This is a genomic window from Roseobacter sinensis, assembly GCF_025755255.1.
In the GTDB taxonomy this organism is placed as follows: domain Bacteria; phylum Pseudomonadota; class Alphaproteobacteria; order Rhodobacterales; family Rhodobacteraceae; genus Roseobacter; species Roseobacter sinensis.
In genome coordinates this window covers 37,488-52,265 of sequence record NZ_JALIEB010000014.1, presented here as the reverse complement: position 1 = coordinate 52,265, position 14,778 = coordinate 37,488, and the positions used below count along the sequence as shown (strand labels likewise).

Sequence of the window (14,778 nt, the reverse complement as noted above, 5' to 3'; positions counted from 1 at the left end):
AGAAGAACGCATATGACACACCACCACAGATTTCAGAGCAAGGTCGCCTACGTCTGCAAAAGATACCCGCGGTTCTCCGAAACTTTCATCGTCAACGAGATCCTTGCGCATGAGGCCGCGGGCCTCGCGCTCGAGATCTTCGCGCTGCGCACTGTCGAGGAGACCCACTTTCAGGACCAGATTTCTAAGGTTCGTTCGCCCGTCACCCATATACCGACAAAGCTCAAGCAGCCGCAGGACCTATGGAAGCTGATCCGGCAGGCGGAAGTGCAGTTCCCAGACAGCACTCCGATGCTTCTCGCGATGGAGCACGCAGATGCGCATGACGTGGCGCAGGCGATCGTCCTCGCTTTGGCCTGCGGGGAGCGCGGGATCACGCATCTGCATGCACACTTCGGCACATGTGCGACGACCGTTGCTCGGATTGCAGGCGCAATCGCCGGCATTCCCTACAGCTTTACCGCGCACGCCAAGGATATCTATCACGATTATGCCTCGCCCACCCGGATGGATCTGAAGCTGCGCGATGCTGCTGCCGTGGTGACGGTGTCGGACTACAATCTCGGTCATCTGCGCGCGGCCTATGGCGCGACGAATGTGCGGCGCATCTACAACGGTATCGATCTGGGGCGCTTTGCCTATGCCCCGCCCAAACCCGGCGCGACCGAGCTCCTGGCCGTTGGACGCCTCGTAGAAAAGAAGGGGTTTCACATTCTGCTCGAGGCGATTTCCCTGATGCGCCAGCAAGGCGAGACGCCGCATTGCACGATCATCGGCGCAGGCGAAGAAGAAGAGAACCTGCGGGCGCAGATCGCGGCAAGCCACCTCTCCGATGCGGTCACGCTGAGCGGCCCGATGCCCCAGCGCGACGTGATCATCGCGATGCAGAAAGCTGCCGTGATCGCCTGTCCCTGTATCGTGGGGCGCGACGGCAATCGGGACGGCCTGCCCACCGTTCTGCTGGAGGCCATGGCGCTTGGCACACCTTGTGTTGCAACCGCGGTCACCGGCATTCCGGAGCTGGTCCGCGATGGCGATACTGGCCTTTGCGTGGCCGAGGGAGACCCGACGGCGTTGGCCGCGGCCCTCTCCCGCATGATCAACGATCATATGCTGCGGACACGGGTGTCCAGGAAAGCGCGGGCGCTGATCGAAAAGGAGTTCGATATCCTGCGGAGTGCAGCGGCGCTGCGGCAGGTCTTTGACGAGGCAGCCGTCGCGCAGGAACCCATCAAGGGGGTGGTTTGATGCGGATTGCCTATGTATCGACGGACCCGGGTATCCCTGTATTCGGGTGCAAGGGGGCGTCCATTCATGTTCAGGAGATGCTGCGTGCCTTCTTGGCCAGAGGGGCGGAGGTCACGCTGATATCTCCGCGTATGGACGAAGCCCCGCCGGAGGACTTGCAGAACGTCATCCGGCAGCCGCTGCCGCGTCCCGAAGGTGCACCGGATGCGCGCGCGACCCAGCAGATCTCGCTGAACAGACAGGTGACACAGGCGCTGGAGGCGCTCGGCCCCTTTGATCTGATTTACGAGCGTCATGCGCTTTTTGCCTGCGCGGCGATGGACTATGCCCGGACCCGGCAGATCCCGTCTGTCCTCGAGGTCAATGCGCCGCTGATCGACGAGCAAACCCGGCATCGATCGCTTGCACGGCTCGATGATGCGATCCTTCTGGCCTGTCGGTCCTTTGTCTCGGCAAGTCACATCGTGGCGGTCAGCCCCGAGGTTGCCGCCTATGCGGAAGGTCTGGGCGCCGACGTGGCGCGCATTCAGGTCGAACCGAATGCGGTGAACCCCGCGCGCTTTCCTGAAGCGGCCCGCTTCGAGGGCCCCTTCCGTGTCGGCTTTCTGGGGACACTGAAGCCCTGGCATGATGTCGCCCTGATCCTCGAAGCCTTCGCTCTGCTTCGGCAGGGCGTCTCCGACGCGGAACTGCTGATCGTTGGCGATGGCCCCGAACGATCCAATCTTATGCGGCAAGCTGAGGCTACTGGCGTCAGCGCGGCGGTGCGCTTTACCGGCGCGGTGCCTCCAGAAGAGGTGCCCGATTGGCTTGCTCGCATGCATGTCGGCCTGGCCACCTACCGTGGCGATGACCCCTTCTACTTCTCCCCACTGAAGCTGTACGAGTACATGGCTGCAGGCATCCCCTCGGTGGTGAGTCAGGTCGGCAATCTGGTGGAGGCAATTAACGAAGGACAAACCGGCGTCAGCGTCCCGCCGGATTGTGCCGAGGCGCTTGCCGAGGCCCTGGGCCAACTGGCCCGCAATCCCGATCTGGTCCGGAGGATGGGCCATGAGGCGCGCCACCGCGTCCTCACCACTCAGACCTGGGATCACGTGGCCGAGCGGGTGCTGTTGCGCACGGGCCTTGACCTCAAGCCGGCCAAAGGGGCTGCGTGATGGCGAAACGCGGCCATCGCCAGACGACCCTGCGGGAGACGTTGCCCGGCTTGCGCCGCGTGGTGATGCGCATGCTGCCCTATCTGCGGCAGCATCGGATGCTCGTGGCGGGCGGAAGCACCGCCCTGGTGGCCTCAGTTCTCGCGAAGTTGCTGGAGCCTTGGCCCCTCAAATTCGTTATCGATCACGTGGTTCAGGTCGGCGACGGAGTTGCCGGCACTGGTAGCCCGTTTCTGGACGGCCTGTCGCTTCAGACCTTGCTGCTGGTCTGCGCGGTCGGCCTCGTTGCGGTCATCGCGGTTCGGGCGCTTTGCGAATACGGCGCCGCCATCGCCTTTGCGCTCGCCGGAAACCGGGTGCTGACCCGTGTGCGCGCGGATCTGTTCCGCCACTTGCTTGCCTTGCCCATGGCCTTTCATTCACGCAGCAAGACCGGCGATCTGACCATGCGTCTGATCAGCGATGTCGGCATCCTGAAAGAAACCGCCGTCACCGCGGCGCTGCCGCTTGCGGTCAACACTCTGATCCTGTTCGGCATGGTGACCGTCATGCTGGTGATCAATTGGCAGCTCACCCTGATCGCACTGATGCCACTGCCGCTCTTGTGGTTCAGCTCACGTCGTACCGGCAGGAAGATCCAGACCGTCAGTCGCAAGCAGCGCCGCAACGAAGGCGATATGGCCGCAACCGCTGCCGAGATCATGACAGCGATGCGCACGGTGCAGGCGCTGGGTGTGGAAAAAGAGATCGCAGCGACCTTCGAAGGCGACAATGCCAAGAGCATGAAGGCCGGCGTCAAGGTCAAGCGCCTGTCCGCCGGGCTGGAGCGGTTCGTCGATGTTCTGACTGCACTGTCCATCGCGCTGATCCTCTATTTCGGCACGCTCTTCGTGCTCGATGCGCGGATGACCCCCGGCGATCTGCTGGTGTTCATCACCTACCTCAAGAACATGTTCAGACCCGTCCGGAACTACGCCAAATACGTCGCGCGCCTGTCCAAGGCGACGGCAGGGGGCGAGCGGGTGATCGAGCTGCTTGATACCTCCGTCACGATTGCCAGCACGCCTGACGCCAAACCGGCCGTGATCACCAAGGGACGGATCGAGCTGAAGGATGTGACGTTCGGCTACGAGCCCAAGTCAGCCGCCGTTCTCGATGCTGTCTCCACCGTCATCGAACCGGGGCAAAGCGTCGTGATCACGGGGTCATCGGGGACGGGCAAGTCCACCTTCGTCAGCCTGCTGATGCGCCTCTACGATCCCGACAAGGGGTGCATCACGATTGACGGGACCGATCTGCGGGCGGTCGAGCTTGCCAGCCTGCGCCGCCAGATCAGCTTCGTGCCTCAGGAGACGCTGCTGTTCCGGGCCAGCGTGCGCGAGAACCTAGCCCTTGGGGCAGGGCGGCCGCTGGCGGATGCCACGATCGAGGCTGCGGCACGGATCGCCAATGCGCATGAGTTCATCATGGCGCTCCCCGACGGATACGAGACCGAGCTGACGGAACGGGGTGGCACGCTCTCTGCCGGGCAGCGGCAACGCATCGCGCTGGTGCGCGCCTATCTGCGGATCAGTCCGATCCTGATCCTGGATGAACCGACCGTCGGGCTGGACAGCGCCAATGAAGCCGCGGTGTCGGACGCGATCTGGCGGCTTGCCAAGGGGCGCACGACCCTGCTGATCACGCATGATCTGCGCCTGGCCACCAAGGCGGATCGGGTGCTGTGCCTGCAGGGCGGCAAGATCGCCGATGATGGCAAACATACCGATCTTGTGAAACGAGGTGGCCCCTATGCACGTCTTTGGGCGCAGCAGCGGAAGCCCGGCGATGTCCTTGCAGCCGAGTAGCCGTGCCGTTGCAGAGCGTGACCCGGCACTGCCCGGGCTGAAGCTCCTGCTGGACGAGGCGGCGCTTGCGCGCCAGCTGGGCGCGAGAACGGTCACCCGCGTCGATCTGCGCTACAAGCCCGGGGTCAGCTGCGTTGTCGGGCTGCGTGTGGTTGCGACGGACTGGGGCGAGCAGTGGTTTTGTGCCAAGGCCTTCACGGCCGAGCGCTTCGAGCAGATCAAGCAGCGGACCCATTGGCATACCGGGCCCTGGCGCGTGCGCATGATCGAGGACCAGCGCGTCGCCCTGATCCCGCCCCAGCTCGACCGGACGCTGAAGGGGCTCTACAGGCTGCTGGATCCGGACCACAGATCTGACAGGCTGGCGAAGATCACCGGCCGCGTCTTCTCGGCACCGGACCTGCACATCATGCGCTACAAACCGAACCGGCGCCTTGTTGCGCAGGTCACCGACGGGGTCAGCGGACCCAAGGCGCTCCTGAAAATACAGCGGCCCGGCGCATTCGACGCCGCAAAGCGCGGCGCCGAGATCGCCCGTCAGTTCGGCGGACCAGAGGTGCTGGCGGTTGAGCCAAGGCGTGGCGCAATCACGACCGAGTGGTTGCCCGGCGTATCGCTTTGCCCTGTCAACGGTGAGGCGGACCATGCGCTGTTCCGGCTGGCCGGCGCCCGCATTGCGCAGCACCACCGGTCGCCCTGCGACCCGCCGATCCTGTCACGCGCCTCGGAGGTCGAGGCGCTGCGGCGGGTGGTGTCGGACGTATCCACGCTCCTGCCAGATCACGCCGACCGGTTGGCGGAGATCGGAGCCCGGGCAAAGGCGGTGCTTCTCCGGCAGGGCGCTCAGACGGGGCTGATCCACGGGGATCTCAGCGCCGATCAGGTGATCGCTGAGAACGGCGAGCTCTCCATTATCGACTGGGACCGCACCGCGACGGGCGATCAGGGCCGTGACCTTGGCTGCTTCCTGGCGCGGCTGGATATGCAGCGGCTGGGCGGGCTGATTTCCGCGCCGCAGGCCGACGAACTGCGGGTCGCGTTTCTGGAGGGGTATCGGAGCTGCCGGGTTTTGCCGGGCAGCCACAAGGCCCAGCATATCTGTCATCTGGTACTGCTGCTGACCGAACCGTTCCGGACACAAGCCGTAGATTGGCATGCGCTGACCGTCACCCTCATGACGCACATCGAGGCGTTGCTGTCTCCGAGCGCGGTCATGCCGACAGACGAAGCATTGCCTTATCTGACCAAGGCCCTCTCTGCCGAGGTTATGGGGCCGCTCATCACGGACCAGACTGGACTGGCCCTGACATCGCCGCCCCTGCTCACCCGTCACAAACCCGGACAGCGCGCGCTTGTCCGGTACGAGTGCCAGACGCCAGCCGGTGACGCCTGCACTCTTTTGGGCAAGATGCGCAGCAAGGGGCCGGACCGGCGCACGCCCGCGATGCAGTCCGCCCTGCGCGCGGCTGGACTAGACGGCGAAGGCCCCAACAAGACCGGCGTACCACGTGTGATCGATATCGAGAATGCGCTGGCCCTTTGGTTCATGGAAGAGGTGCCGGGTACTTGCCTGCGGGATCTGCAGGACGATGGCCAGACCCAGCCGTTCTTTCGCACCGGCGCCGCGCTGGGCCATTTCCACAAGAGCGCTGTGGTGCCAGGCAGATCGTGGTCGCGCGCTCAGGAGTTGGCTGTTCTGGCTCACGCGCTTGGCAAGGCGGAACGGATGTTGCCGAGCGAAGCGTCGCGACTGAAGGAGCTGCTGTCACAGGCCGAAGATGCGCTGGGCGACCTTCCGGCTCAGCCGCCAGCACCCATCCACAGGGACTTCTATCCCGATCAGGTGATCATCGATGAAGGGCTGGTCTGGCTGATCGATCTGGATCTGGTTGCCCTGGGTGATCCGGCCATCGACGTGGGGAATTTCTTGGCTCATCTGGCTGAATACGCCATTCGCAAGACAGGCACAGCCGATGCCGCCGAGCCGCTGCAAGCGGCCTTTCTGAGCGGATACCAGAGCACCGGCTTTGACCTGCCGCGTCGAAGCGTCGAGACGATGAGCGCCATCTCACTGATGCGCCACATCTATATCTCCCGGCGCTTCGAGGACCGGCACCACACGACGTCGATCCTGCTCAACTTACCTTGGCTGGATGCGCGCGCCATTTGATCGGCGAAGCTCTCGCCGTGGCTCAACGGCGTCTCACTTGCGCTCAGCAACGGCTCCAAACGGTGCATCTTCTGCAATTGCCTCAGCCTGTTCAGGCAGACCAGCCTCCGCCGCACCAAATTGGCGATCATTTCCCGACTTGCGGAGCCGACAGGGGTCGAAACTGACTTGTCCGGACGCGGGCGCGTCGAAGCGAAAGGTGTTTCAGACGCTGTGGGGCCGCTTCTCCTGGGTCAAAAGAACGACTTCGCGATGTTCTCACCGTGCCAGATCGCGATCTGCGCTTGACTTGCGTGCATGGACCAATAGCTTAATGGTTCGGCACCAATGACGGAATGATACGACCGCAAGGTGGGGGCACTTGAACTACGCGCTGAACTCGACCGACAACGCTGCCGCGGCGCTCGCTGCGATCCGACAGATGATCGAGACGGGAAAACTGCCTGCGAACGGCCGCCTTCCAACTGAACGGGACTTGGCGGCAGAACTCGGCTGCGGCAGGCGCATCGTGCGGCGCGCGCTCGACGCGCTGGAGACCGAAGGGCTGATTTGGCGCAAGCAGGGAAGCGGTACATTCGCCGGGCAGCCGCCTGACCCGACCGGTGCTTTGGCGGCGGAGATTGCGCCGGATGCCGACCCCCTTGTGGTGATGGAAGCCCGCCTCTGCATCGAGCCGGCGCTCGCGGATCTTTGCGCCAAACGTGCGACCGGCGAGGATGTCGAGAAGCTTCGAAAGCTGGCGCACCGGGCCTCCCAGCCTCTCGATGCCGACACGGCAGAGCTTTGGGACGGGGCGCTTCACCGGGCGATTGCACGGATCGCCGCAAACCGGGTCATGCTGACGGCCTTCGCGCTGCTTGACGAAGTCAGAATGGGCTCGGACTGGCAGGAGAAGCGGCACCGCGCGCGCTCACCGGAGACCATGACGCTCTATGACCGTCAACACCGCGACATCATCGATGCCATCGAGCGTCGGGACGGGCAGGCCGCTTCCACGGCGATGCGCGCCCATCTCGAGGCGCTCTCGGAGAACCTCAAGACCTCCATGGAAAGTTCAACAGAATGAACACGCCGGCGCCTCCTGTTCTTGTGGTCGAGGATCTCGAACTCCGAATAGGAAACGCGCCGGAGCCGATTGTCGACGGCGTCTCGTTCACGCTCAATGCCGGGGAAACGCTGTGCATTGTAGGGGAGTCCGGTTGCGGCAAGAGCTTGACGGCACTTGCTTTGATGGGACTTCTGGCGAGCCCGCCGCTGCAACAGTCCGGCGGGCGTGCCGAATTCCAGGGGGAGGACCTGTTCAAGATGCCGCGAGAGACCCTGCGCCGGGTGCGCGGCGGGCGCATGGCGATGATCTTTCAGGAACCGATGTCGTCGCTGAACCCGGCGTTGAAGATTGGAGAGCAGATCGCCGAGTCCGTGCGGGAGCATCAGGGCCTCGGCTTCGAGGCGGCGCGTCTGCGGGCACTTGAGATGCTGGAGCGGGTGCGCATTCCCGCGGCTGAAAAGCGCTTGAACGAATATCCACATCAGCTGTCGGGTGGCATGCGGCAGCGCGCGATGATCGCGATGGCGCTGGCCAATGATCCTTCGCTCCTGATCGCGGACGAACCGACAACGGCGCTGGATGTCACGATTCAGGCGCAAATCCTCGATTTGATGCGATCGCTTTCGCAGGAAAGCGGCACTGCACTGATCATGATCACGCATGATCTGGGCGTGGTGGCCGAGATGGCGGACAAGGTCGCGGTGATGTATGCGGGCCGCGTCGCAGAGGCCGGATCTGCGCAGCAGATCTTCGACGACCCGCAACACCCCTATACGCTTGGCCTGATGAGCTCGATGCCGTCGCTGGGCGGCAGCCGCGAGCGGTTGGTCACGATTCCGGGCTCTGTTCCCAGCCCGATTGACATGCCGCGCGGCTGCCGGTTTGCGGCGCGCTGCCCGTTTGTCGGTGACGACTGCGCAGAAGCGCCAGCAGCGCGCGAGATCTCGTCCGGACACAGCGTGTCCTGCTGGCGCGCGCCGCTAGAGGATGCGGTGACTGAAACGGAGGCCCGGATCGCATGAGCCACACACCGATCCTCCAGGCCCGCGGTCTGAAGCGGCACTTCGTCACCAAGGCACCGTTTTTCGGCGACCCGACTGTGGTGCGGGCGGTCGACGGGGTCGACCTGACCATCGGCGAAGGGGAAACCTTCGCTATCGTGGGGGAGTCCGGGTGCGGGAAATCAACGCTCGCGCGGCTGCTGGTGCGGTTGATCGAACCCAGCGAAGGCCAGGTCGCCTATCAGGGCAACGACATTGGCGATCTGTCAGAGCAAGCCCTGCGCGATCTGCGGGCGGAGCTGCAGTTCATCTTTCAGGACCCGTTTTCATCGCTGAACCCCCGCATGACCGTTGGAGCGCTGATCGAGGAGCCGCTCAGGACCCATGGCATCGGCACTCTGGAGGCGCGCAGCACAGCCGTGGCCCGCATTCTGACACGCGTCGGGCTCCGGCCCGAGCATGCTGACCGGTATCCGCATGAGTTCTCTGGCGGGCAAAGGCAGCGGATCGGGATTGCGCGCGCGCTCGTCTCCGGCCCGAAGGTCGTGATCGGTGACGAGCCTGTCAGCGCGCTGGACGTTTCGATCCAGGCGCAGGTGATCAACATCCTCGAAGACCTGCGAGACGCCTTCGGCCTGACCTTGATCGTGATCGCGCATGACCTCGCGGTGATCCGGCATATGTCGGATCGGGTTGCGGTCATGTACCTTGGCAAGATTGTCGAAGTCAGCCCGACGGATGCGCTGTTCCGGAGCCCGGCGCATCCCTACACAGAAGCGCTTCTCGAGGCCATTCCAATCCCGACCGTGGGCGCCCGCAAGGCCCATGTCGCCATCGAGGGGGACCTCCCAAACCCCATTGCCCCGCCGTCGGGATGCCGGTTTCATACCCGCTGCCCCTATGCCATCGACACCTGCCGCACCGAAGAACCGGTGCTGCGAGATCTGGGGGACGGTCATCAGGCGGCCTGCCATTTTGCAGGCGATCTGACCCTCAAGCGCATCAAACCCGGGGATCTGCGCCGCACACCGGCCGCCGCCCGACGGTTCGACGTCTACAGCGCGGCGCGCGCCCGGACCGACCCAGCCAAGACCCAACACTCATCCAGCAGAGAGGAAAAACCCCATGCGTATCGGTAGAACACTCACAGCCGCCGCCTTTCTGGCGCTCGGCACAAGCCTTGCGCAGGCGCAGGATTTCAAGATCGGATTGCAGGAAGACCCCGACGTTCTCGACCCCGATCAGTCCCGCACCTTCGTGGGCCGCATCGTCTATGCCTCGCTCTGCGACAAGCTGGTCGATATCACGCCAGACCTCGAGATCGTCCCGGCTCTCGCGACGGGCTGGGAATGGAACGCCGATGGCACCGAATTGACGATGACATTGCGGGAGGACGTGGTGTTCCATGACGGCACGCCCTTCAACGCGGAGGCCGTCGCGGCCAACATCGACCGGTCGAAAAACCTCGAGACCTCGCGCCGCAAGTCGGAGGTGCGCTCGATCGAGAGCTGGGAGGTGGTGGACGAGTTCACCATCAAGATGACACTCTCGGCCCCGGATGCCACGCTGATCGCGCAATTCGCGGACCGGTCCGGCATGATGCTGTCCCCGACAGCCTTCGAAGCCGCGGGCGATGACTTTGGTTTGGCGCCCGTCTGCGCTGGCCCCTTCAAGTTTGTCGAGCGCATTCAGCAGGACCGCATCGTTTTGGAGAAATTCGCCGAGTACTATCGGGCGGATGAGATCAGTTTTGACACGGTGACTTTCCTGCCCATCCCGGACACAACCGTGCGTCTGGCAAACCTGCGCGCCGGCGATCTCGACATGCTTGAGCGCCTGGCGGCCACAGATGTGGCGTCTGTCGAAGGCGATGACGGCTTGCTGCTCGAGCGTGCGACATCCCTCGGCTATCAGGGCATGACGATCAACGTCGGCAATGGCGATCGCGCCGACAACCCGCTGGGCCAGTCCAATCTCGTGCGCAAGGCGCTGTCGCTGTCGATTGACCGTGCGGCGTTGAACCAGGTTGTGTTCGAAGGGGCCTTCGCACCGGGGAACCAGCCATTCTCGCCCGCGTCGCCATGGTACAACGCCGACTTCCCCGTGCCCGAGCGTGATGTGGAGACCGCCAAGGGCCTTCTCGCCGAGGCCGGTTTCGCCGATGGGGTCAGCATCGAGGTTCAGGTTGCCAACAACCCGGTTCAGACCCAGGTGATGCAGGTCGTTCAGGCCATGGCCAGTGAGGCGGGGATCACGATTGAACTCGCAGCCAAGGAGTTCGCGACGCTGCTTGCGGACCAGTCGGCGGGCGACTACACCGCCAGCCAGGTCGGCTGGTCGGGTCGTGTCGACCCGGACGGAAACATCCATCAGTTTATGACCACGGGCGGCGGCATCAACGACTCCAAATACTCCAACCCCGAGATGGACAAGCTGCTGAACGAGGCGCGCCTGTCGACCGATCCTGCCGTGCGTAAGCAAAGCTACGACGCGGCGGTCGCGCTGCAGCAGGAAGATATGCCAGTCATCTACCTCTACCACCAGGTGTGGATCTGGGCGCTGGACGACAGTGTCTCGGGCTTCCAGGCCTATCCCGATGGGATGATCCGGCTGCATGGCGTCAGCAAGGGTTGAGTGCCGCAACGGCCCGGTCGGAAGGCCGGGCCACATTTTGGAGCCCATTGATCCATGCTCGGTTTTCTCGCCCGCCGCGTCCTGATCGCGATCCCGACGATCATCCTGATCTCGATCTTCGTCTTCTCGCTGCAAAAGCTGCTGCCTGGGGATCCGGTGCTCGTGATGGCAGGCGAAGAGCGTGATCCCGAGGTCATCGCGGCGCTGCGCGAGAAGTACCGGCTCAACGACCCGCTGCCTGTGCAGTATGTCGCCTGGGCCGGGAACGCGCTTCAGGGCGATCTGGGTGTCTCCCTGCGCACCAATCAACCGGTTCTCCAGCTGATCGGAGAAAAGCTGCCCGTCACGTTCCAGCTGGCCATCATGGCGCTGATCATCGCGATGGTGATCGGTATCCCGGCCGGCGTGCTTTCCGCTTACAAAAAGGGGACCTGGGTCGATTGGCTCGCGAACCTCATCGCCCTGTCGGGCCTGTCCGTGCCGAATTTCTGGCTCGGCATCATGCTGATCTTGCTGGTCTCCGTGAAACTGGGCTGGTTGCCAGCCTCCGGCTACCAGCCGCTCTCGGAGGATCCGCTGCAATCGATCCGCACCATGCTGATGCCGGCCTTTGTCCTCGGAACAGCGATTGCCGCGACGCTGATGCGGCACACGCGTTCGGCGATGCTGAGTGTGTTGCAGTCGGACTACGTCCGCACCGCACGTGCCAAGGGGCTGCGGGAGCGCACAGTGCTCGTCAAGCACGCTTTGCGGAACGCGCTTGTGCCTGTGGTCACGGTGACCACCCTCTTGTTCGGGGAACTGCTCGCCGGCGCGGTTCTGACTGAGCAGATCTTCACCATCCCCGGCTTTGGAAAACTGGTTGTCGATGCCGTCTTCAACCGGGACTACGCTGTCGTGCAGGGCATTGTGCTCTGCACCGGCATTGCCTTCATCTTCATGAATATCCTGGCTGACGCGGCCTACCGCGTTTTGAACCCACGCATGAGGGACGCATGAGCGCCGTCGCTGACCCCGTTCTCCCCAAGCGGCGGAGCCGCGCCTGGGTCAAGTTCCGCAAGAGCCCCTCCGCGCTTCTGGGCGGGGCAATCGTGATCTTCTTCATCCTGATCGCGATCCTGGCCCCCTTGCTTCCCGTGCCCGGACCGGTCGAGACGGACTGGTCCGCGGTCCGCAAGGCCCCAAGCGACGCGCACCCCTTCGGCACGGACGAGATCGGGCGCGATGTGCTATCCCGCATGATCTGGGGCGCGCAGGCGTCACTGCTTGCCGGTGTGGTCTCCGTGATGATCGCGGTTGCACTCGGCGTTCCGCTGGGTGTGCTGGCCGGGTACCGGCGGGGCTGGACCGATGCGGTGATCAGCCGGGTGACCGAAGCCCTGCTTGCCGCGCCATTTCTTATCCTCGCCATTGCGCTCGCGGCGTTTCTCGGGCCGTCCCTGACCAATGCGATGATCGCAATCGGCATCTCCGCAATGCCGATCTTCATCCGGCTCGCGCGCGGGCAGACCCTTTCGGTCATGACGGAAGACTACGTCGAAAGTGCCCGGGCCATCGGTGTGGGCCACCTTGCACTGATCTGGCGCTACATCCTCCCCAACATCTTTCCGCCCATCATCGTTCAGGGCACCCTGACGATTGCGACAGCCATCATCGCGGAGGCGTCGCTGAGCTTTCTGGGGCTGGGCCAGCAGCCACCTGCCCCCTCCTGGGGCTCGATGTTGAACATCGCCAAGAACTTCCTCGAACAGGCGCCTTGGATGGCGCTCTATCCCGGCATTGCGATCTTCCTCGTGGTGCTGGGGTTCAACCTTCTGGGCGACGGGTTGCGCGATGCGCTCGATCCCCGCGACACATAGAGATCGGGGCCCGCAATGCGCTTCACAACCCGACCCGAGATCAAGGGCACCTTCGGTGTCTGCGCCTCGACACATTGGATAGCCTCGGCCGTGGGTATGAAACTGCTGGAGCAGGGAGGCTCGGCCTTCGACGCTGCCGCAGCCATGGGCTTTGTACTGCACGTGGTCGAGCCACATCTGAACGGCCCCTTGGGCGACATGCCCGCCCTGATCCGGCTCGCAGGGGACGCGGCACCAACTGTCGTCTGCGGCCAGGGCGTTGCACCGGCGGGCGCCACGATTGAGCACTATCGCGCCGAAGGTCTGGATCTCATTCCGGGGTCCGGGCTGCTGGCCACCGTCGGTCCGGGTGCCTTCGATGCCTGGATGCTGATGCTGCGCGACCACGGGCGGTTGCCGCTGCGGGAGGTGTTGGCGCCTGCAATCTACTATGCCCGCCACGGTCACCCGGTTCTGCCGCGTGTGGCCGGCACGATCGCAGGGCTCGCCGAGTTCTTTCGCGAGGAATGGCCGACGTCTTTCGAGACATGGCTGCCGAACGGATCGGCCCCTGCCGCAGGCGAGCTTTTCCGAAACCCCACGCTGGCCGACACCTGGGATCGGCTGCTTGCCGAGGCCGAAGCCACAACCGGACGCGAAGCGCAGATCGAGACGGCGCGCCGGACCTTCCGAGAGGGGTTCATCGCCGAAGCGATTGACAGCTGGATGCGGGACGCCTGCGTCATGGATGCCGCAGGTGGGCGTCGCAAAGGCGTGCTGACCGGGCAGGACCTTGCCACATGGGAGGCGACCTACGAGAAACCGCTCGATGTCGATTATGAAGGGTGGCGGGTCTGGAAATGCGGTGTCTGGACCCAGGGCCCAACGCTCTTGCAGTCGCTCAGGATCCTCGAGGGCAGCGGCATTGGCGCGATGGATCCGACAGGCGCGGCATTCGTGCATCACGTCGTCGAGACGATGAAACTGTCCTACGCGGATCGCGAGGCCTACTACGGCGATCCGCTGCACAGCGACATCCCGACCGCGTCGCTTCTCGCGCGCGACTATGCCGAGGGCCGGCGGGACCTGATCGGTCCAACGTGCTCGCAGGCGCAACGGCCAGGCCGGATCGACGGGTACGAGCAGTGGGCGGATGCTGCCGCGGCCCGCGCCTCTGCCTCGCATGCCACAGGCCCCGGCGTTGGCGCCGGTGAGCCGACGATGGCCCATCTGACCGAACGGCGCGGCGATACGGTGCATATCGACGTCATCGACCAGTGGGGCAACGCGGTATCCGCCACGCCGTCGGGCGGCTGGCTCCAGTCTTCGCCGGTTGTGCCCGGTCTCGGCATGCCCCTTAACTCGCGCGCCCAGATGTTCTGGCTGGAGGAGGGGCTGCCCAGCGCGCTCGCGCCGGGCCGGCGTCCCCGCACGACCCTTTCCCCCTCCATGGCCGAAGCGCCCGATGGCACGCGGCACGCTTTCGGTACACCGGGTGGCGATCAGCAGGACCAGTGGCAGTTGATCCTCCTGCTGCGGCTCGTGCACGGGGATCTCAACCTGCAAGAAGCGATTGACGCGCCGCTGTTCCACACCGGCCATGTCCAGTCATCCTTCTATCCGCGCACCGCAAGGCCCGGCCATTTGATGCTGGAACCCGCCTTTGGCAAGGCCGTCATAGACGACCTCACGGCGCGCGGACATGATGTGGAGGTGGCAGAGCCATGGACCGTCGGCCGTCTGACCGCAGCCAGCCGCGCGTCGGATGGTGTGTTGAGCGCTGCGGCCACGCCCCGCATGATGCAGGCCTACGCCATCGGACGATAGAGGAG

At 64.3% G+C, this 14,778-nt stretch carries 11 protein-coding genes; all 11 read left to right on the top strand.

Going from position 1 to position 14,778, the window contains the following annotated elements; translation table 11 throughout:
- Positions 1 to 12: 12 nt before the first annotated feature.
- Complete coding sequence (locus tag MUB52_RS18125; RefSeq protein WP_263845567.1) at positions 13 to 1,248, top strand: glycosyltransferase; 1,236 nt, start codon at positions 13 to 15, stop codon at positions 1,246 to 1,248.
- Complete coding sequence (locus tag MUB52_RS18120) at positions 1,248 to 2,408, top strand: glycosyltransferase family 4 protein (protein WP_263845566.1); 1,161 nt, start codon at positions 1,248 to 1,250, stop codon at positions 2,406 to 2,408. The genes MUB52_RS18125 and MUB52_RS18120 overlap by 1 nt, the downstream gene beginning before the upstream one ends.
- Positions 2,408 to 4,255 (top strand): ABC transporter ATP-binding protein, encoded by a 1,848-nt coding sequence (locus MUB52_RS18115; protein ID WP_263845565.1) that lies wholly within the window; start codon positions 2,408 to 2,410, stop codon positions 4,253 to 4,255. The genes MUB52_RS18120 and MUB52_RS18115 overlap by 1 nt, the downstream gene beginning before the upstream one ends.
- Complete coding sequence (locus MUB52_RS18110; RefSeq protein ID WP_263845564.1) at positions 4,200 to 6,425, top strand: aminoglycoside phosphotransferase family protein; 2,226 nt, start codon at positions 4,200 to 4,202, stop codon at positions 6,423 to 6,425. The genes MUB52_RS18115 and MUB52_RS18110 overlap by 56 nt, the downstream gene beginning before the upstream one ends.
- Before the next feature lie 361 nt (positions 6,426 to 6,786).
- Positions 6,787 to 7,491, top strand: a complete 705-nt coding sequence (locus MUB52_RS18105; protein WP_263845563.1) for a FadR/GntR family transcriptional regulator — start codon at positions 6,787 to 6,789, stop codon at positions 7,489 to 7,491.
- Positions 7,488 to 8,495, top strand: a complete 1,008-nt coding sequence (locus MUB52_RS18100) for an ABC transporter ATP-binding protein (protein WP_263845562.1) — start codon at positions 7,488 to 7,490, stop codon at positions 8,493 to 8,495. The genes MUB52_RS18105 and MUB52_RS18100 overlap by 4 nt, the downstream gene beginning before the upstream one ends.
- A complete protein-coding gene (locus MUB52_RS18095) occupies positions 8,492 to 9,613 on the top strand; it encodes an ABC transporter ATP-binding protein (protein WP_263845561.1) in 1,122 nt (373 codons plus the stop codon). The genes MUB52_RS18100 and MUB52_RS18095 overlap by 4 nt, the downstream gene beginning before the upstream one ends.
- Complete coding sequence (locus tag MUB52_RS18090; protein ID WP_263845560.1) at positions 9,600 to 11,108, top strand: ABC transporter substrate-binding protein; 1,509 nt, start codon at positions 9,600 to 9,602, stop codon at positions 11,106 to 11,108. The genes MUB52_RS18095 and MUB52_RS18090 overlap by 14 nt, the downstream gene beginning before the upstream one ends.
- 54 nt (positions 11,109 to 11,162) lie before the next feature.
- Complete coding sequence (locus tag MUB52_RS18085; protein WP_263845559.1) at positions 11,163 to 12,107, top strand: ABC transporter permease; 945 nt, start codon at positions 11,163 to 11,165, stop codon at positions 12,105 to 12,107.
- Positions 12,104 to 12,967: an ABC transporter permease gene (locus MUB52_RS18080; protein WP_263845558.1), complete on the top strand. Its 864-nt coding sequence runs from the start codon at positions 12,104 to 12,106 to the stop codon at positions 12,965 to 12,967. The genes MUB52_RS18085 and MUB52_RS18080 overlap by 4 nt, the downstream gene beginning before the upstream one ends.
- Positions 12,968 to 12,982: 15 nt before the next feature.
- Complete coding sequence (locus MUB52_RS18075) at positions 12,983 to 14,773, top strand: gamma-glutamyltransferase family protein (protein ID WP_263845557.1); 1,791 nt, start codon at positions 12,983 to 12,985, stop codon at positions 14,771 to 14,773.
- The last annotated feature ends 5 nt before the right edge of the window (positions 14,774 to 14,778 follow it).

What these genes read in the sequence shown, in the direction of transcription:
- MUB52_RS18125 (WP_263845567.1), top strand. Translation starts at nt 13, where the DNA reads ATGACACACCACCACAGATTTCAGAGCAAGGTCGCCTACGTCTGCAAA.
- MUB52_RS18120 (WP_263845566.1), top strand. Translation starts at nt 1,248, where the DNA reads ATGCGGATTGCCTATGTATCGACGGACCCGGGTATCCCTGTATTCGGG.
- MUB52_RS18115 (WP_263845565.1), top strand. Translation starts at nt 2,408, where the DNA reads ATGGCGAAACGCGGCCATCGCCAGACGACCCTGCGGGAGACGTTGCCC.
- MUB52_RS18110 (WP_263845564.1), top strand. Translation starts at nt 4,200, where the DNA reads ATGCACGTCTTTGGGCGCAGCAGCGGAAGCCCGGCGATGTCCTTGCAG.
- MUB52_RS18100 (WP_263845562.1), top strand. Translation starts at nt 7,488, where the DNA reads ATGAACACGCCGGCGCCTCCTGTTCTTGTGGTCGAGGATCTCGAACTC.
- MUB52_RS18095 (WP_263845561.1), top strand. Translation starts at nt 8,492, where the DNA reads ATGAGCCACACACCGATCCTCCAGGCCCGCGGTCTGAAGCGGCACTTC.
- MUB52_RS18090 (WP_263845560.1), top strand. Translation starts at nt 9,600, where the DNA reads ATGCGTATCGGTAGAACACTCACAGCCGCCGCCTTTCTGGCGCTCGGC.
- MUB52_RS18085 (WP_263845559.1), top strand. Translation starts at nt 11,163, where the DNA reads ATGCTCGGTTTTCTCGCCCGCCGCGTCCTGATCGCGATCCCGACGATC.
- MUB52_RS18080 (WP_263845558.1), top strand. Translation starts at nt 12,104, where the DNA reads ATGAGCGCCGTCGCTGACCCCGTTCTCCCCAAGCGGCGGAGCCGCGCC.
- MUB52_RS18075 (WP_263845557.1), top strand. Translation starts at nt 12,983, where the DNA reads ATGCGCTTCACAACCCGACCCGAGATCAAGGGCACCTTCGGTGTCTGC.